Below are 17,098 nucleotides of genomic sequence, written 5' to 3' on the forward strand. Positions count from 1 at the left end.
GATTGATTTTCACTCCGGAATTGCGGGTTAATGGCGATTATCCGCAAAGGAAACGCAGCAGGCCGGAACATCGCACGGATTCTCTCACTTCGCGACTGTTATAGTCGCTCAAAGGACATCGTGCCCGGCTGAAACGAAGGTGGTTCAAGCGTCATGGCGATATCGAATGCCCAGCTGCCGGCAGCACGTCCTGCGCTCTCGCAGTGGTTCAAATCCGGCAATAGCATCACCCAGCAGTTCATGGCGATCGGCGGGCGGGCCGATATCATCAGCCTTGCCGGCGGACTGCCAGCGGCCGAGCTCTACCCCGTGGATGCGATCGCTGCCGCAAGCGAGCGGGCGCTGAAACGCTGGGGCGCCGTCGCGCTCGAATACGGCTCGGTCGAGGGGTTGCCGGCGTTGCGCCAGGCCATCGCCGAGCGCGTCACGGCCAGCACGGGAAGGCGGTTCGGACCGGAGAATGTGCTGCTGACGACAGGGGCGATGCAGGGGCTCGACCTGATCGGCAAGGCGCTGATCGATCCGGGCGACCTGATCGTCAATCAATTCCCGACCTATCTCGGCGCGCTCGATGCCTGGCGACCGCGCCACCCGCGCTATGAGGGGCTGGACTGGAGCCTGCAACGGCCCGGCTTCGACCTGGCACTGCGCCAGGCCAAGTTCGTCTATACCGTGCCGAACTATTCCAACCCGACTGGGGTGCTCGTCAGCCAGGCCGAGCGTGCGGCCTTGCTCGACAAGGTTCTCGAGGCCGGCACCTGGCTGGTCGAGGACGATCCCTATCTGCCGCTGCAGCTCGATGGCGAGGCCGGGCCCAGCATTCTCGCCGCCCATGCCGCGCGCTATCCGGATGGGGCCTATGATGGCCCGGTGATCTATCTGGGAACGCTGTCCAAAAGCCTCGTGCCCGGCCTGCGCGTCGGCTGGATCGTGGCCGAAGCCGGGATGATCGCGACATTGGCGCTCGCCAAGCAGTCGACCGACATCAGCAGCAGCATGTTCACCCAGGCGGTTGCGCTCGAACTGCTCGAAAGCGGCTTTGAGGCCACCCATATTCCGCGCATCGTCGCAGCCTATCGCGAGCGGCGCGATGCTCTTTGTGCCGCCGCTTCGCGCCATCTCGGCGAATGGTTCGAGTGGGATATCCCGCCCGGCGGCATGTTCGTTTGGATGCGGGCGAAGTCCAACGAGATCGACACCAACGAACTCTACAGTTGCGCGCTCGAGGAAAAGGTCGCCTTCGTGCCGAGCAGCGTGTTCGATCCCGATGGGGCGCTCAACAGCGCGATGCGTGTCAACTTCACGCGCTCCTCGCCAGAGGTTCTTGCCGAGGGCGTGCGCCGGCTGGAGCGGGCTGTTCAGCGCTATCTTGGCAGGCGTTCGGGACGGGCGGCCTGAGCTCGCGCTCATTGAATGCCCGCCCGGACGGAGCAAAGCGACGATCCGGGTTCTCTGCCTTCAACCCCTCCTGCCTGGTCCAGCACCAAACCTTCCTCCGGTCGCCCGGGAGGGCGGGGCGTGAACCGAGTTTCTGAACCGCTACCAAAAAAGGCCATCACCATGCCGACCCGCCTCGACAATCCGCGCAATTCCCGCCTTCCCGATGGCCTGATCGACGCCTGGCGCGCGGTCCCGAGCTCGGTCATTGCCGACCAGCTCGGCGGTGTCGGCCATGCCGATCCGCGCATCCGGCCGATCCGGCCTTTTGCGCCGGGCACGCGGCTGACTGGCTCGGCCGTGACGGCCTGGTGCGAACCCGCCGATTACGGGCCGGTGCATCATGCGATCGCGATGGCCGGCCCCGGCGATGTCGTCGTGGTCGCGGCAGGCGGGCGGCGTGATGCGGCGATGATCGGCGATCTGCTCGGGGGCGCCGCGCGCCTCAAGGGCATTGCCGGCGTCGTCGTCGACGGGGCGGTGCGGGATGTCGGGCCGGTCTCGCAATGGCCCGACCTCATCATGTTCTCGCGCTGGGTGATGCCACGCGGCCCCTCCTCGATGGAACGGGGCATCGTCAACGGCCCGATCGTGTTCGGCGGTGTCGCGGTGCAGCCGAACGATCTCGTCATCGGCGATGATGACGGGCTCGTTTTCGTGCCGCATGCGCTGGCCGAGGCGAAGCTGGAGCCCTGCCTTGCACGCGTCCGCGCCGAGGTGGAATGGGAGAGGGTCCTGGCGGGCGGCAAGTCGACGGTCGAGGTCTTCAAGGTCCCCGCGATCGAGCCACTCTGAAGCCTGCCCGAAATGTGGGCCGCGGTTTTCGGGAACGCCGAAGCGCGCACAGAAGCCGAGATCATCGGGCCGGATACGATATCCGATCCGATGATCTAAGCTCCACGCCGCGGTGCCAACCCGCGCCGGGCCGCAGCCGGCCTTTCCCAGCAGGCAATTGTGAGGATCGCACTGCTGCTGGCCCTGATCTCTCAGGCAGTAGCCCTGGCGCTCGCCAGCGGGGCATTGGTCCCGCGGAGCGTGATCGCAAAGGCAGCCGCGAACAGGCACAAGGCTCCGGCGATGAAGAAGGCCGGGAGATAGCTCTCGTAGACAGTCCGGCTGAAGCCGGCGCCATAGGCGGCGAAGGCTGCGCCGAGCTGGTGCCCGGCGAAGATCCAGCCGAAGACCAGGTTGGTCTTGTCGCCGAAACGGTCCGCCGCGATCTTCACGGTCGGCGGTACGGTCGCGACCCAATCCAGGCCGTAGAACACGGCAAACAGCGACAGGCCGTAGAACGAGAAGTCGCTGAAGGGGAGGTAGAGCAGCGAGAGGCCGCGCAGCCCGTAATACCAGAACAGCAGCCAGCGGCTGTCATAGCGATCCGAGAGCCAGCCTGAGCCCACCGTGCCGGCGAAATCGAAGATGCCGATCACTGCGAGCACGCCGGCCGCCGTGACCGCCGCCATGCCATAATCCCCGCAGAGCGCGATGAAATGGGTTTGCACCAGGCCGTTGGTGCTCGCGCCACAGATGAAGAAGGTTCCGAACAGCACCCAGAAGGTCTGGGTGCGCACCGCTTCGCGGAGCGCAACGAGCGGAGAGGCCAGCATGGTCAGCAGGCTGATCGGAGCCACAGGCGCTGGCTCGATCCTGGTCTCGCCATAGGGGGCGAGACCAACATCGGCGGGCCGGTCGCGCATCAACAGGAGCACGGCCACGGCCGCGATCACGATCATGGCCAGCACGAAGACCATGGCGGAGCGCCAGCCGACGCGCTCGGTCAGTTCCGCGAGCAAGGGCAGGAAGACGAGTTGCCCCGTAGCGGTGCTTGCCGTCAAAAGTCCGACCACCAGGCCGCGCCGTTGCGCAAACCAGCGCGTCGCGACGGTGGCGCCGAGCACCATCGCTGTCATGCCGGTGCCGAGACCGAGGACGATGCCCCAGAGCAGCATCAGGTGCCAAAGCTGCGTCATCACGAAGGAGCCGAGCACGCTGGCGGCGATGAAGGTCAGGGCGACGCCGACGACGGGCCGCAGGCCGAAGCGGTTCATGAACGCGGCGGCGAACGGGCCCATCAGGCCGAACAGGGCGAGGCGGATCGCCAGAGCGGAGGAAATCTCCGAGGTTGCCCAGCCGAATTCCTTCTGAAGAGGTCCGATCAGCACGCCCGGCGCGCCGACCGCGCCGGCCGTCACCAGCATGGTGAGGAAGGTCACGGCGGCAACGACCCAGCCATAATGCACGCCGCGCCGGGCGAAGAGCGCTGCAAGCCCGGTCGGGGCCGCGGGAGCGAGAGCGTCAGTGGGCATGCGAGTCTCCTAGTTGCGGGTATATGCCCGCATTTGTGCGAGAGATCAAAGTGAATCGAGTGCCGCGCGAAGGTTCCGCATGGCCTCGGCGCCGAGCCGGTCATCCAGCGCCTTCTGCGCTGCATGCCAGAGCGGAGCGCCGTCTTCGAGGACCTTTCGGCCCGCATCGGAGAGCGAGACCGTGGCCTCGCGCTKGTCCTTGCCGCGGCCGAGCGCCACGAGTTTCATTTTCTCGAGCACGCGGACATTGCGGCCGATCGTCGAGCGGTCGAGTTCGGTCAACCGCCCGAGTTCGGTCAAGGTGACGGGGGCGGAGCGCGCGATCGTCCGCATCAGGCTGAACTGCGCGATATTGACCCCGACCGGCGCCATGGCCTMGTCGTAGAAGGCAGCCATGCGGCGAGAGGCCGAACGCAAGGTCGTGCAGATGCAAGGGCTGGACATGGGTGCGGGTATATGCCCGTAATCATGAATTTGCAAKGGGTGCTGGAATGGGCACGCGCTGCGGTGCTTCCTTCAGGTGCCCTCCGGGATGCTMACATCACAGGGGGAGCATCCCGTCTTGGACTAATGGGCGACAAGCGCGTKGATAGCCTGGGCGTGCCGGGTGACTGGTAGGAAAAACTAGTTTCGACCGCCCGGCAGCCGCGGCAGCGGCATGAACTCGACGCCTTCCTCATGCAGCAGGCGGGCATCGTCTGGCGTCGCTTCGCCATAGATGGCGCGGTCATCGGCTTCGCCGTGATGGATCTTGAGAGCTTCCTCGGCAAAGCGGGGACCGACATGTTCGGCGGTCTCGGTGACGTGCTTATGCAGAGCCGTCAGCATTTCGCGGAAGGCGATTTCCTTCTCGCCCATCAGAGCGACGGGGGCTGGTGCAGGCGTTGCCGGGGCAGGGAGAGCCTCCGAACCAGGCGCCTCGGCGCGCGGTCCGCGATCTGTCCGCGTCACGCTCGGCGACATGATGGCGCGCTCGACCTTGCTGCTGTTGCAGACCGGGCAGGAGACGAGGCCGCGGCGCGACTGCTCCTCGAAGCTGGTGGAGCTCGCGAACCAGCTTTCGAACTCATGGGCGCTGTCGCAAAGAAGGGAATAGCGGATCATCGTTGACTCATGAGGCGGCTGGTCGCCGTGATACACCCGGACCGTCGCCGCGCCACCTGGCGCGGACGCCCGGCAATTCTGTCATTCCTCATGATGCGGCCTCATGCCGCGAGCAGCGTGTCGAGTTCGCCGCGGGCATCGAGCGCATGCAGGTCGTCGGAGCCGCCGACATGACGGTTGCCGATGAAGATCTGCGGGACGGAGCTGCGGCCGCCGGCCCTCTCGCTCATGGCGCGGCGCAGCTCCGGCTTGCCGTCGACATCGATCTCTTCAAAGGCCGCGCCCTTCTTCTTCAGGAGCGACTTGGCGGCGGTGCAATAGGGGCACCAGCTGGTGGTGTAGAGCGTGATCTGCGGCATGACGGTTCCGGCGATACTGTTCTGACACATCATGTAGTGTGCCATCAGGCATCCGTCACCACCCGCGCGAAGGTGAGGACATCGACATGGCTGGCGCCGGCACGCAGCAGGGCCCGTGCGGCCGCATTGACGGTCGAGCCGGTGGTGAGGACATCGTCGATAAGCAGGATGCGGCGGCCCGCGATCGTGGCTCTCATCGCCGGCAGGACCTTGAAGGCGCCCTGCAGGTTCTCGATACGTTGGGGACGCGTCAGGCCGATCTGCTGTTTCGTCCGCTTGACGCGCGTCAGCGCCTCTGGAGCGAGGGCGACGCCGCTCTGGCGCGCGACGACCCTTGCAAGTGCCGCAGCCTGGTTGAAGCGGCGGCGCCAGAGGCGTGTGCGATGCAGCGGCACTGGAACGACACAATCGGCCTCGACGAGGATTTCGCGGCCAGCCTGCGTCATCATCCGGCCGAGCGTGATCGCGAGCTCGAGGCGGTCGCCATATTGCAGGCGATGAACCAGCTCGCGCGCCGTCCCGTCGAAACGGCAGACGGCACGGGCGCGGGCAAAGGCCGGCGGCTCGGCGATCGCCGCAGGCGAGACGATGCCATCGCCGAGATCGATGGCGAAGGGCGTGCCGAGGCACTCGCAATACGGGCGCTCGATGAAGCCAATTCCGCTCCAGCATGCCGGGCAAAGGCCCTGAGCCTCGGCGGTCGCTCCCTTGCAGGCAACGCAGGACGGTGGATAGACGAGGCTTATCGCACTGCGCATCCCAAGCCGGGAGGCGGTCCCGACAACGTTCAGCCAGCGAGAGCCGGTGCCGGCCAGGGAGAAGGATTTTCTATCGTCGGTTCCCCGCGCGACCATACCTGTGTCGATCCCGGCCCGGAATGAGTGGCTGCATTGCTTTCATCCCATGCCAGCATTTGCGGCCCTGCCAATTCCGCATGCAAGTCTTATCTCCTCTTGCGTCCAACGCATGGCAAGGCGAGGTGACTTGTCTTGCCATGCGGTTTTCAAGCGCTTCATGGCAAGGGCCGCGAGCCAAGAGGAACCATCCAATGAGCCAGTCCGGTGATCACGCTGCCTCCCTGTTCACTCCGTTCAGTCTCGGCGAGATCGAACTCAGGAACCGCATCGTCATGGCGCCGCTGACGCGCAACCGCGCGACGCGGGGCAGCGATGCCCCGAATGCCTTGAATGTCGAGTACTACCGCCAGCGCGCCAGCGCCGGGCTTATCGTCACCGAAGGCACGCAGATCTCGCAGCAGGGCCAGGGCTATGTCTGGACGCCTGGCATCTATAACGACCAGCAGATCGCCGGCTGGAGGCAGGTGACCGACGCGGTCCATGCGGCCGGTGGCAAGATCATCACGCAGCTCTGGCATGTGGGGCGCGTCAGCCATGTCTCGCTGCAGCCCGGCCAGCAGGCGCCGGTCGCGCCCTCCGCCATCCCGGCCAATACCAAGACCTATATCGAAAGCGGCTTTACAGCGGTCTCCGAGCCGCGCGAGCTCGCTGCCGACGAAATCCCAGGCATCATCGCCGATTATGTTCGGGCGGCGGAGAACGCCAGGGCGGCCGGCTTCGACGGCATCGAGCTTCATGGTGCGCATGGCTATCTGCTCGACCAGTTCCTGCGCGACGGATCCAACAGGCGCAGCGACGCCTATGGTGGTTCGTTGGAAAATCGCGTGCGGCTCGTTCTCGAGGTGATCGAGGCCGTCGCAACGGTATTTCCGAGAGGCCGCATCGGCATCCGCATCTCGCCGGTGAGCCCGGCCAATGATGCGCGCGACAGCGATCCGCAGGCGCTGTTCGGCTATCTGGTCGAGCGGCTCAACGAAACCGGTATCGCCTTCATCCATGTCGTCGAAGGCGCGACGCGCGAGGCCCGCGACTATCTGCCGTTCGATTATCTGGCGCTGCGCAAGGCCTTCAAGGGCGCCTATATCGCCAATAACGGCTTCACCCGCGAACTTGCGATCGAGACGCTGGCCGAGGACCGGGCCGATCTCATCGCCTTTGGCCGGCTGTTCATCGCCAATCCCGATCTGGTCGAGCGGCTGCAGCAGGATGCACCGCTGAACGCGCCGGATGTCGCGACCTTCTATGGCGGCGATGCCACGGGCTATACGGACTACCCTTCACTGGCGGAAAAGGCCGCCTGATCGGCCGCCGCGACGCATGGAACCATGAGGGCGGGCGAGCGCACCGTCCGCCTTCATTCGATTTATCCCAAGGCTTATGCACGAAAACAGTTGCAGCGGCGCGGAAGCCCGACTAAACACCGCCCGTGCCGCGCTGCTCCCTTCGTCTAGCGGTCTAGGACGTCGCCCTCTCACGGCGAAAACAGGGGTTCGAGTCCCCTAGGGAGCGCCACTCTAATCGTCTGAAAGCGCTGAGCTTTCTCATTCGGTTAGGCGCGGAAGCCGAAATTTCCCACACTTTCTTCCCACACTGAGCGCATGCCGGGACGTATCCGGCCGCATCCCCGGCGCTTGCGCCAGCCCCCTGCCTACGGTCGATTGCCGGCTAGTGCGCGGGCGCAGGCGCCCGGACCAAACGCGCCATTTTGCCGATTTTTGGGCAAGGTGCGGTCGCGTCGCGCCGGGGCAGGGGCGCGGGGGTGCACCCCGTCCCCGCTGCGGTGTTATAAGGTCATATGTTCCGCCCATCGCACGGCCACGGCCTGCTCCGGGAAAGCCCGTTCGTGGACAGGCCCCCGGAACTGCGCTGCGTCGCGGTGGCGCGCGTGACGGGCCAGCGCTGCAAGGCCATCCGGGTGCGCGGCCATAGCTGCTGCCGCATGCATGGCGGAGGGGCTGCCGCCGTCAGGCGCTATCGCGAGGAACTGCATGCCATCTGCACGCATCGGCGCCGGGGCAAGGTCAGAGCCGGCCGGCTGGAATGGCTCGTGCAACGCTTGGCCAGGACGGATCGTAACCGGCCGAGAGCCTACAGCGCGGGCCACGAGCGTGCCTGTGTGGCAGAGGCTGAGCGGCTGATACGGGAGGTATCACAGAGGGGCGCAATGGCAATGGCCCGCGCAGTCCATGCGGCGGCCGTGGCGGTACGCCCCTATCGTCCGGTTGATTGTCTCATAGCGTCTGCGCGGCTGGCGCTGGCCTGGGGCGAGACGTGCCGCGACATCGAGCGCGTGATGCTGGTGCAGCAATTTATCGCTGCATTAGAGGTCKACCGGTCCGAGCGCCAACGCCTCAAAGAGCTGCTGGTGACAGTTCTCGGCTGGCATTCAGTCGAATTTCGAAATGAGGACACGAAGCTTGCGGCTCTCTGACCGGGTAACCCCCAATTCCTGCGCGGCGCCCGCAACCGAGTTTTTGTAGCAGATGGCTCCACGTTGGAATGTCCACGCGATCAGCAAGATGCCCTGCACCAAGGATAAGCCGCTTGCGGATCGATTGAACGTGCGGCGCTAGCAAGTTGAGGCGCCACCGGTTAAGTCTTTCCCGTTGGGGGAATTCGAAAATGTTGCCGTCAGATGCTAGGACAATGCTGCGGCATATTGGCCGGCTCGCGCTGTTCCAAAGGCCGCTGAGCAAACTGGCTAGTCGTGCGTTCGCTCTACAGGGGCTTGCCATGACGCGCACCGCGGCGGGTTCGCTCAACAGCGCCAGCGTTTACAATATCGATCGTCTGGCCTGATTTCGACATGATCGACTGGCGGCGCGGCGGATGGTCAGGAAGTGTGAACCGTTGGGTTCGGCGGGAGGTGCGCGAGCAGCTTCACGAAAACCCAGTCGCACGACGCGTGCGCTACAGCTTTGCTCACCGCACGTTTCGCCGCTTTTTTGGTGCCGGAACGTTCATTCGTTTCGCCGGTCTCTATGTCATTGTGAACGTCATATTTGTGTTGGCTGAAGCAATCAGCGCTTGGCTTGTGCCTCACTGGTTGCCGACTTGGACCGCCTCGGGTCCACCACCGGCGACCGACATTAAAGTGCTGATGTTGAATGTCTCCAGCTATCTCCTCGGCGCACAGATCGGATTGCTTGGTGTTGTTTCACTTTCTCTTGCTCTCGTGACATTGATAGCGCAGCGAGAAGGATCTGCAACTGACGTCCAAGTATACTATCACGAATCTTTTTCATTCGAACTTGTTGCGAGTTGCGTTTCCCTTGCCGCGGTTCTATGTGCACAGTTGCTTTGGCCAATGCAGTTCTTTCTGCATCGAATAGGATTTGGTACCGATCTTCAGTTTTTCAAACTAGTTCTGATCAGTTTGCACACAGCTTGGTTGCTCGTAAATCTTAGTGCGGTCGCATATTTCATTGCGACAACTTTCCGTTTTGTCCAACAATCGGAGCGCGAGGATATTCGCGAGCGCTATACTGCCAATATTATCTTACCACTCGATCTCACCCAGCGCCTGCGCGAGCAGATTTACGGGGTGGCATCAAAGGAGCTCTTAGGCAGGGCAGACGGAGAGGATGAGGATCACGATGATCCAAGCGTGACTTTCGGCTTCGATTACGGTCATCCGCGCAATATTGAGGTCGAGACAATTTTCAAGCGGCCGGCAGCACTATACGATGTCCGAATGACTTGGGTGCGCTGGGCGCTGGCGAGGTGGTCGGCACGTTGCATAGCCGCAGCCTCTACGCAGCCCAACTTGCGCTCGCGAGGAGCCGGCCATCGGGAGCCGCGGATTTGGTTCACACTCCAAATCGACCAGCCCATCACGGGCAGGGTCGGGTGGTGCCAACGGCGGGGGGGCGTGCCACTGACCGCCATCGAGAGATTTGTGTTGCGGCACGCCTTCCGCTTCAGGAGCAGCCGTGATGCGGAATAAGCTCCCGAGGCCGGACGAGATACTGGAAGAGCTTGGCGACAAGACTGCGGCGCAGATTGAGCGTCTCGCGCCAGTCGCGTTTGATAGCGCCTATCGCGAGATGACGAGCTATCACCGCTTCCTTCTTGGCCTCGGAGCTTCGYGAACACCCGACGGAGCCGCATTCAACTTCGGGGAAGTTGCCGGAAATGCTTGGCATGCCCCGCACAAGGAATGGATCAGGCAGTATCGACGTTTGTTCGAGCGTGCCGCTGATCGGCTCGTGGACGATGGCCATTTCATCCGCGCTTTGGCTTACGCACCCAGTCGCCTGCTTCCTCGGTCTGGCGATCCCGAACTATCGCCCAACGTCGTGCGCGCAATTCTAGACCTTGGCCCGCTACTCGTCGGAAGGCTCGAAGCTTGGGTCACGAAGCGTACGACGGTGGAAACCCGAGAGGGGCAAACCGCCGAGCCGCGGCTCGCACTCGCAGGCTCGGATGCCAAGTCCTACATCAATGTGCTACCCGAAATCGTCGGTGCCTGGGAAAGTCTTCTTCACTACCCCGCATCCATGTACGGATGGCGCGATGAAGGCGACCAAAGTGACGCGGAGCGCTGGGACGCCTTCAGGGCAAGCTGGCCGTTCCTTTGGCAGCATCTGACTAACACCGCGTATTGTCTCGCTACCGCTGTGTGGAACGAGGACGAGCCCGGAGCCACGCTGTTCCGTGAAGCGCTAGTTCGATGGCCGGATGGGATGGATCACCGCCTGAACATTCGGAGCGAGCTTCGGCATCGCCGACTGCTTTTTCCAGACATCCTTAGCCTCACTTGGGCAGAGGCCAGCGCAAAGGCTGCGCCGCTCGGACATGATTATTTACCAGCGTTGAGGCCAGATGAAATCTTTTCGAACGTCATTCATGGTGCACACAACGATACAGTCCTGTTGACGGCAGCTCTGTTGCTATTTTGGACAATTAAGCAGAAGCAGGCCTCAGAGATTGGCGGGCGAACTGCGCGGGCGCTGCTCCACCGAGAATTGATCGATGCTGAGCATCGGCCCAACGTTCGAGAGTGGGTCGGCTTCCGATCGCTATTCCTCGATTTTCTGCGTTTCGAGATGRCGGGTGAGCCACATCTCGATGGCTCCTACGCGAACGACCTCGACGGCCTCGTTGCAACGCTCGACAATATGACCGAAAGGCGCGTGGTCCCGGGACGGGTCTTCACGCCCTCTACACTGCACGGCCATGGCGATCTCACATTGGCCAAGCTTTCGATTTTGCTGGCGCATGTTCCGGACAACGGTGATGATGGACTGGTTGACCGGATTTCCGCGTTAGCACGCGAAGAAGAGGTGCTTCCAGGTCGCGACGGGGCGCTTCGAAACATTCAACACGAACTCGACCAGCTCCGTACGACATTGGAGCAACCGCTGCCCCAGCTCGCCCGAAGCGTTTCGCTGCTAACGCCAGACTGCAATGCAGAGCAGTCGAGATCGCGGCTTGGAAAGATCGTGGCCGAGGCCATTTCCGCCATTGAGTTAGAGCGCAAGCAGCGCTTAGCCGCCCGACCTGTCGACGCGTCAAAGCTCGAACAAATTCGTGCTGCAGTCGAGAGGGCGCTGCTGACCGCACAACCGGAGGCGCCGTTTTTTCGCGGCGTTGAAGTCGGCCCTGCCGACGTCGGCGAGGGCGCAGAGTGGCGTACAATGGCAATATCCGGGATCGGGAAAGCCCAGCTCACCGAGCCGCCGATGGAGCCCCCGGGCTCGGCATTTGTCGAAATGATTGTATCAAGCTGCCGTCAGATGGCCGGTAATTACGCTTGGAGGGCGTTTTGCCAACGACCTCGAACCCCGACTGCATTGGGCGTCAAAATCGACGAGCGGGCCTTCTGGCGCGAGATTGAACCGCTCGCTGCTGCAGTCGGCGCTGCCCCTGCTTTAGTCGTCTCCCGGAATGCCGAAGGACGGTTGTTAAGGCGCCTACTGTACAATCCGCGCATAGAGCGTCCCGAGCTATCCATTGAGCAGCGCGCGTCCGTTGGAGGGCACGGCTATATCGCTACGATCGAAGGGATAGACGTTTTTGTTGCTGATTTTACGCCGGGCGAAGCTTGGCTCTTCTCTGCCACCGCGCTTCGCGCTGTTCKGTATGCTCAAACCGGCGTGGCCAGCCGTCATGCCGAACTGACGTTTGACCTTGGCGAGGGAATGAAGGGCACTTTGAATGTGAAGGTTCGTCAATTACTTGAATGGGATGATAGTTCCATTTTTCAGCTGACGATATCTGACAGTATCGATGACGAAACTCAGCAACAATGATCGATCATCTCGATCTCGTGATGATTTAATTTAATTGCCTACTTTCAATTTTTGCTTTCCGCCTCGTTGACCGTTTGCGTGGGAGCATTTTTGCGCAGGCTCGAAACGCTCGGAGATGTGCGAAGACAACGTATGTAAGGGGTTGAAGCCTTCTAAAATTCGCGCGGTGGGGCCGTCTAGTGATTATGCGGCGCAGGGGCCTAAGCGCTGAGGAATGACACTTGGGTCGGCCAGCGGACCTAGCCTGCCTTGGCGATGGCAGGGCACGCATCTACCGCCGCGTTCCGCCCTTCGAAAGAAGAACTGCGTTCCGCCGGTCGCCGGAATAGGGAGCCGGCTGCTTGTCCATGCTTCTGAGACGGCTCTGCTAGGCGCGTGCGCGTGCGCGCGCATCGTGGTGATGGCGGTGAGGGTGGTGATGGGTCTCGCAACTCAGCTTCAGGATGGTGTCTTCGGTAAAGCGCCGCTGATCCTCTGACGAAGACAGGGTAAGCGCCGTGATGCAGCGGACGGCCCCGCGTAAGGCGCTGCTGCCGCGCGCATCGGTGCATCTCCGCTTCCTGCTCTGCCGCGGATGGTCGCGCGCGTGGGCTTTCCAAAACCTTCTGGGGATTTGGGGGAATGGCGTCGCGGGGCCTGCGCCATCGACCCAAAATCTATCCCCAAAAAATCCACCCCCCTATAGGGGGGTGTTTTTTCTGGGATTTGGGGCGGCATTAATTTGGAAATTTGCAGCATCCCCAAAAACATTCGTCAGCGGGAAAGTTTTTTGGAGATGGCCGGTTTTTGGGAGAGGAGGGGTGCACCAATACAGCTGCGCGCTGCGACCCGCCCTAGACCACATCCCCGACAGCCGCCGGCCGGGTCAGCTCATAGACCCCATGGCTGCGCATACCTTTATTCTGGCCGCGCTCGTTCAGTCGCGGCGCGCGCGCGACCACGAGCCTGACCCAATCGAGGTCCAGCAGCGTAGTGAACAGTGCCTCGGCCTGCTGCGGCTTCACCCCGAGATATTMGACGATGACGGTTTGCGGCCGTGCCCAGCCGTCGCGCTTCGCCTGCTTGGCCTCGCGCAGCTCAATACCTGCGACCTGCGCCGCTTCCAGCGCGGCATAGGCCGTATAGACATCATGGCGCGTCCCGAAGGCTGAAACCGGCGATGCGGGGAACAGGACCGCATATTCACGCTGCTTCGGCTTGCCGGGTTGGCGCGGGTCTTCCACATCCACGGATACCGACGAGCGCGCCAAAAAGACCGGGGCGGCTTGCCGGGCGTCGTTCTGCTTTTCGCAGCTCAGCCGCAGGATTGTGTCCTCCTTGAAGCGCCGCAGGTCCTCCGACGGAGCCGACGACAGCGCCGTGACGCAGCGGGCGGCTCCGAGCAACGCGTTACTGCCGCGTGCGTCCGATGCCGTGGCCTGCTTGCCTGCGGCCGCCTTGCGCGTGTGATGCACGATCTGCACGGCGCAATATCCGGCCTGCGCGATCTCGCTCAGCACGCGCGCCGCTGCTTGCATGTCGGACGCCGAATTCTCGTCCAGGCCGCTCATCGCAGACGCCAGCGTGTCGATGATGACGAGCGCTATCGGGTAATCGCCCCGCAACTCTGCCAGATCCGCCACGAATGCTGTTGCCGCGGGGGTAGGGGCCGGTGCGCCCCGGCCGTCCTTGGCCAGCAGTGTCAATGGCTCTGGCCACACGATGATGGGGTGCTTCCGGTCGGCATGCTTGAGCCCGAAATGTTTTTCCGCAGCCGTGAGCATCCCATGCGTTATGTTCCGGTTCGTCTCGTTCAGCACGAGCACGACCGCGCCAGACCAATCCATGATGGTCGAGCCGATCAGCTCCGGCCGCTCATGCGCGATCGCCAGCGCCGTCGAAATGGCGAGTGTGGTCTTGCCCCTGCCGGGGTCGGCCGACAGCATGCCCATCACCCCGCGCACATGCCAGTCTGTGATCGTCGGGGGCTCCTGCGGCAGCCTCATGGGGGCCGCCAGATCGATGATCCGACGCCGCTGTACCTTTGCGGGGGCCTGCCCCGCCTCGGTGCACGCTTCCCTCAGGGACTGCAAGGCCGCCTCGAACTGGACCAGCGCCGCCCGGCTTTCGCCGCGCTCGGCGTCAGCCAGCGCCATGTCCTCATCCGTGACGCCGAGCGCCCGCAGATGGCTGTAGTCTATTTCGGTCCTCGCCCAATTGAGGAATTCCGGCCAGCCCCCCGGCAGCCGGCCCCGCTCGGCCCATTTCTCATCGAACAGTTTTTTGTCCTTCTTCGGGTCGCCACCATACTTGTCGCACCAGCCGAGCGCGGCTTCGCGCACCTCGGCTTCCGGCCATTTGCGCATGGCGCCGATGAGCGTGCTCATGCAGCCAACCCACGGATCACGCATTTTCTCGTTCGGCAGTGCGGCCAGCACGGCGAGGAACACGGCCTCCCTGCCCTTCGGGATGGCGTGATGGTCGAAGTCTTCGGCCGGCAGCAACTTGAACCCGCTGCCAGAGGGGGAGGGTGCAGCCCCACTCCCGCCCTGGGCCTTGCCCTTGGCCGCGCCGCAGGCGGCGGCCACGGCTTCGAAGAGCTTGTAGAACTGGTCAAGGGTCAGCTCGGGTAGCTCATCGCATGCCGGCATCTCGGCAAGCGGGGTCTCGGTCGTCTGGTCGTAGCGTGTCCAGTAGCGCCACGCGCCGCAGGCATGCGGCCCTCCCGCGACGAACTGATGCCCGGCGCCGCCACGTTCAAGCGAGTATCCGCCTCGCTTCGTCGTCCACTTTGCGTAAGCTGGAACGCCGTCCGTGATCCGCACAGGCACAAGCCATGAATAGCTGCCCCGGCGGCGGACGAAGAACTGCATGCCAGGCGCCGCCATCCAGCTTTGCAGAGTGTGCAGCGCGTTGGAGCTGGCGCCGAATTCCGTGATGTCGCAATCGATCCATGCGACGGCCTTGCCGTCCGCAGGATCGTCCCGGCAGACGATGCCAAGGCCGTCGCCCTCGCGGTCGAAGCGGACGATGTCCTGTGCCGTCAGGCGGTATCGCCGCCAGCCGCCCGGCACTGCGTTGGGGTCGTTCGGATGGTTGGCCTTGTCGCTCAGGAACGCGCCCTTGCCGCTCTTAGGGTCGAAGGGCCACGTCTTGTCGTCGTCCGGGTCGTAGGCCGCCGGGTTGAAGCCGGGGTTGCGCTTKAGCCTCCCCACGGGTGTCAGGTCGTCGCCGTAGCCCTTGGCGTGGGCGTGCGCGAGCATGTTGGTGGTCTCCACCAGCGCGCGCTTGCCCCACGCGCGCGCCAGCTTCTGCTTGAAGGCGTCAGACATGGGCCGATGCCTCCGCTGCGGTGAAGGTGTATTCAGGCGATACTTGGCCGAGATGCACCCAGAACATCACCGCCCTGTCGTCGTCAGGGCGATACGCCTTCCAGTCGCGAAGCATCAGCTCCACTGCGATCAGGGTCATCAGGGTTGGCCCGAGCTGCCGGGGATCGGCCTGCACGAGCCCCCGCGCCGTCAGCGCGTGCAATTGCGCGGCGACATCCCACGGCGTGAATTCCACGATCACCAGGCGGGCTTGGAAATCCGGGGTAAGGATGTCGAATGGCGCCGGGCCGGGTGTTCCCGCGCGGCCCTCGCCCTCACGGGTCAGGACTGGCAGGACATGCCCTGCCGGGGGCGGATATCGCCGCCGGCAGGCGTCGGCGAGGGCTTCGTACCGTGGGTCAGGGATATGAGGCATGGGCTTTCACTCCGGGGTTGGAGGAAAGCCGCTGGCCTTCGGGCGAGTTTGGACAGAGGGCGACAGGCTGGGCTAATATGCTCGGCAGTTCAGATGCCTATGCCTATCGGCCGCTGGTCCCGTCCCGAGGGGCCGGCGGCTTCTCTTTTTAGGCCAGTTCGAGCGCAGCGCGTGCGCGGGCGCGGCCCAAGGGTCCGCGGGCGGAACCGGGCGTGTAGGGCTTCGCCCCGTCCAGCAGGGCGGCCAGCGTTGCCGTGGCCACAAGCGGGCGCTCGCCCACAACAACAGCAGTCAGCACCCCCTTGCGCAGCAGGTCATAGACGCTGGCGCGGGAGCGGCAGAGAATATCGGCGGTCGCTGCGATGGAAAGGAATTCGGTTTCGCGCCACGTTTCTGCGATCATGTCAGCACACGGCCCTTGATCGGGGGAGGGGATGCACCCCATCGCCCGCACTGTCCCGTCTCTTTGCTGACAGCGACTTGGCCCGCGCTGTTCGGTCCGGGCAGGTCCGACTACGGGGCCTGCTGCCTCTCTGCCTGAGAGGCCCCGGCGCTTCTGGGTAGGCGCCGGGTGGCGTGCATCGGACGCCACGCCATCAAGGTAGTTGGCAACGATCGTGTCAGTCAACAGCCCGCAAACGGGCCGCTGCCGGCGTGGTCAATGGAGTGATGGCATTGCGCAGCATGTCTTCCGCCGCATCCACGATGTAGGCGGAATAATGCTTTTCGATCATGGAAACGGATGTGTCGTGCGCCGCCGCCACAAGGCGCACGGGCAAGCCCTTCGTGAGCGCGCTCACAATGCTGCTATGGCGCAGGGCATAGGGCTCGACGTATTCGACGCCAGCCCGCGCCAGTGCCTTTTTCCAACCGCGCAGCATTTCGGCAGCGGCGCTCCAGGGTGCACGCCGGGGTCGTTKAAAAACCTGCCTTCGCGTGATTCTCTTGATCCTGATCGGGATTGGGGGCCGGCATGCTGGGTCGCAAGGAACGGGACCAACTGGAGCTGTTCATTTCGGGCACGCTCCGCCAGCTTATTCCTGACGAACATATTC

General features: G+C 63.6%; 16 protein-coding genes and 1 tRNA gene. 8 read left to right on the forward strand and 9 right to left on the reverse strand.

What is annotated here, in order from left to right; genetic code table 11:
- Positions 1–153 precede the first annotated feature (153 nt).
- Both AC1DJT_RS21265 and AC1DJT_RS21270 read left to right on the forward strand, forming a co-directional pair.
- Complete coding sequence (locus AC1DJT_RS21265) at positions 154–1,398, forward strand: aminotransferase-like domain-containing protein (protein WP_441504451.1); 1,245 nt, start codon at positions 154–156, stop codon at positions 1,396–1,398.
- 162 nt (positions 1,399–1,560) lie between these two features.
- Positions 1,561–2,232: an RraA family protein gene (locus AC1DJT_RS21270; protein WP_476767731.1), complete on the forward strand. Its 672-nt coding sequence runs from the start codon at positions 1,561–1,563 to the stop codon at positions 2,230–2,232.
- Between the two features lie 191 nt (positions 2,233–2,423).
- On the opposite strand, the gene AC1DJT_RS21275 is transcribed toward AC1DJT_RS21270, so the two are convergent.
- The 5 genes from AC1DJT_RS21275 to AC1DJT_RS21295 form a co-directional block, all read right to left on the reverse strand.
- The gene (locus AC1DJT_RS21275; protein ID WP_441504453.1) at positions 2,424–3,743 is read right to left on the reverse strand and encodes an MFS transporter; all 1,320 of its coding nucleotides are present in this window, start codon (positions 3,741–3,743) and stop codon (positions 2,424–2,426) included.
- 45 nt (positions 3,744–3,788) lie between these two features.
- Positions 3,789–4,139 (reverse strand): MarR family winged helix-turn-helix transcriptional regulator, encoded by a 351-nt coding sequence (locus tag AC1DJT_RS21280; RefSeq protein ID WP_476834813.1) that lies wholly within the window; start codon positions 4,137–4,139, stop codon positions 3,789–3,791.
- 228 nt (positions 4,140–4,367) lie between these two features.
- Positions 4,368–4,847 (reverse strand): DUF1178 family protein, encoded by a 480-nt coding sequence (locus tag AC1DJT_RS21285; RefSeq protein WP_441488067.1) that lies wholly within the window; start codon positions 4,845–4,847, stop codon positions 4,368–4,370.
- A gap of 101 nt (positions 4,848–4,948) precedes the next feature.
- The gene (gene grxC, locus AC1DJT_RS21290; protein ID WP_113512981.1) at positions 4,949–5,206 is read right to left on the reverse strand and encodes a glutaredoxin 3; all 258 of its coding nucleotides are present in this window, start codon (positions 5,204–5,206) and stop codon (positions 4,949–4,951) included.
- A 44-nt stretch (positions 5,207–5,250) separates the two neighbouring features.
- Positions 5,251–5,964 carry a ComF family protein gene (locus tag AC1DJT_RS21295; protein WP_476834814.1) on the reverse strand — a complete coding sequence of 238 codons (714 nt, stop codon included), beginning with the start codon at positions 5,962–5,964 and terminating at the stop codon, positions 5,251–5,253.
- A gap of 290 nt (positions 5,965–6,254) precedes the next feature.
- Between AC1DJT_RS21295 and AC1DJT_RS21300 the strand changes: the two genes are divergently transcribed.
- The 6 genes from AC1DJT_RS21300 (at position 6,255) to AC1DJT_RS21325 (ending at position 12,317) form a co-directional block, all read left to right on the forward strand.
- Positions 6,255–7,364, forward strand: coding sequence for an alkene reductase (locus AC1DJT_RS21300; protein WP_441504456.1), 1,110 nt, complete (start codon positions 6,255–6,257; stop codon positions 7,362–7,364).
- Between the two features lie 135 nt (positions 7,365–7,499).
- Positions 7,500–7,575: transfer RNA gene (locus AC1DJT_RS21305), tRNA-Glu, on the forward strand.
- Positions 7,576–8,233: 658 nt separating this feature from the next.
- On the forward strand, positions 8,234–8,494 hold the full coding sequence (locus tag AC1DJT_RS21310) for a hypothetical protein (RefSeq protein ID WP_476834815.1): 261 nt from the start codon (positions 8,234–8,236) through the stop codon (positions 8,492–8,494).
- Positions 8,495–8,709: 215 nt separating this feature from the next.
- A complete protein-coding gene (locus AC1DJT_RS21315; protein ID WP_476767734.1) occupies positions 8,710–8,862 on the forward strand; it encodes a hypothetical protein in 153 nt (50 codons plus the stop codon).
- Positions 8,863–8,869: 7 nt separating this feature from the next.
- The gene (locus tag AC1DJT_RS21320) at positions 8,870–10,009 is read left to right on the forward strand and encodes a hypothetical protein (protein ID WP_476767735.1); all 1,140 of its coding nucleotides are present in this window, start codon (positions 8,870–8,872) and stop codon (positions 10,007–10,009) included.
- Entirely contained in the window at positions 9,999–12,317 is a 2,319-nt protein-coding gene (locus tag AC1DJT_RS21325) for a hypothetical protein (RefSeq protein WP_476834816.1), read from the forward strand. The genes AC1DJT_RS21320 and AC1DJT_RS21325 overlap by 11 nt, the downstream gene beginning before the upstream one ends.
- An 833-nt stretch (positions 12,318–13,150) precedes the next feature.
- Here the strand turns inward: AC1DJT_RS21325 and AC1DJT_RS21330 are convergent.
- From AC1DJT_RS21330 to AC1DJT_RS21345, 4 genes are all read right to left on the reverse strand, one after another.
- Positions 13,151–15,628, reverse strand: a complete 2,478-nt coding sequence (locus AC1DJT_RS21330; protein WP_476834817.1) for an AAA family ATPase — start codon at positions 15,626–15,628, stop codon at positions 13,151–13,153.
- Positions 15,621–16,043 carry a hypothetical protein gene (locus tag AC1DJT_RS21335; RefSeq protein ID WP_476834818.1) on the reverse strand — a complete coding sequence of 141 codons (423 nt, stop codon included), beginning with the start codon at positions 16,041–16,043 and terminating at the stop codon, positions 15,621–15,623. The genes AC1DJT_RS21330 and AC1DJT_RS21335 overlap by 8 nt, the downstream gene beginning before the upstream one ends.
- A 148-nt stretch (positions 16,044–16,191) precedes the next feature.
- A complete protein-coding gene (locus AC1DJT_RS21340; RefSeq protein WP_476767739.1) occupies positions 16,192–16,446 on the reverse strand; it encodes a hypothetical protein in 255 nt (84 codons plus the stop codon).
- A gap of 217 nt (positions 16,447–16,663) precedes the next feature.
- Complete coding sequence (locus AC1DJT_RS21345; protein WP_476767740.1) at positions 16,664–16,924, reverse strand: site-specific integrase; 261 nt, start codon at positions 16,922–16,924, stop codon at positions 16,664–16,666.
- Positions 16,925–17,098 lie beyond the last annotated feature (174 nt).

It is taken from the genome of Allobosea sp. 05T422_2 (assembly GCF_056396265.1).

What these genes read in the sequence shown, in the direction of transcription:
- AC1DJT_RS21295 (WP_476834814.1), bottom strand. Translation starts at nt 5,964, where the DNA reads ATGCGCAGTGCGATAAGCCTCGTCTATCCACCGTCCTGCGTTGCCTGC.
- AC1DJT_RS21315 (WP_476767734.1), top strand. Translation starts at nt 8,710, where the DNA reads ATGCTGCGGCATATTGGCCGGCTCGCGCTGTTCCAAAGGCCGCTGAGC.
- AC1DJT_RS21285 (WP_441488067.1), bottom strand. Translation starts at nt 4,847, where the DNA reads ATGATCCGCTATTCCCTTCTTTGCGACAGCGCCCATGAGTTCGAAAGC.
- AC1DJT_RS21340 (WP_476767739.1), bottom strand. Translation starts at nt 16,446, where the DNA reads ATGATCGCAGAAACGTGGCGCGAAACCGAATTCCTTTCCATCGCAGCG.
- AC1DJT_RS21265 (WP_441504451.1), top strand. Translation starts at nt 154, where the DNA reads ATGGCGATATCGAATGCCCAGCTGCCGGCAGCACGTCCTGCGCTCTCG.
- grxC (WP_113512981.1), bottom strand. Translation starts at nt 5,206, where the DNA reads ATGCCGCAGATCACGCTCTACACCACCAGCTGGTGCCCCTATTGCACC.
- AC1DJT_RS21275 (WP_441504453.1), bottom strand. Translation starts at nt 3,743, where the DNA reads ATGCCCACTGACGCTCTCGCTCCCGCGGCCCCGACCGGGCTTGCAGCG.
- AC1DJT_RS21320 (WP_476767735.1), top strand. Translation starts at nt 8,870, where the DNA reads ATGATCGACTGGCGGCGCGGCGGATGGTCAGGAAGTGTGAACCGTTGG.
- AC1DJT_RS21270 (WP_476767731.1), top strand. Translation starts at nt 1,561, where the DNA reads ATGCCGACCCGCCTCGACAATCCGCGCAATTCCCGCCTTCCCGATGGC.
- AC1DJT_RS21345 (WP_476767740.1), bottom strand. Translation starts at nt 16,924, where the DNA reads ATGCTGCGCGGTTGGAAAAAGGCACTGGCGCGGGCTGGCGTCGAATAC.
- AC1DJT_RS21335 (WP_476834818.1), bottom strand. Translation starts at nt 16,043, where the DNA reads ATGCCTCATATCCCTGACCCACGGTACGAAGCCCTCGCCGACGCCTGC.
- AC1DJT_RS21300 (WP_441504456.1), top strand. Translation starts at nt 6,255, where the DNA reads ATGAGCCAGTCCGGTGATCACGCTGCCTCCCTGTTCACTCCGTTCAGT.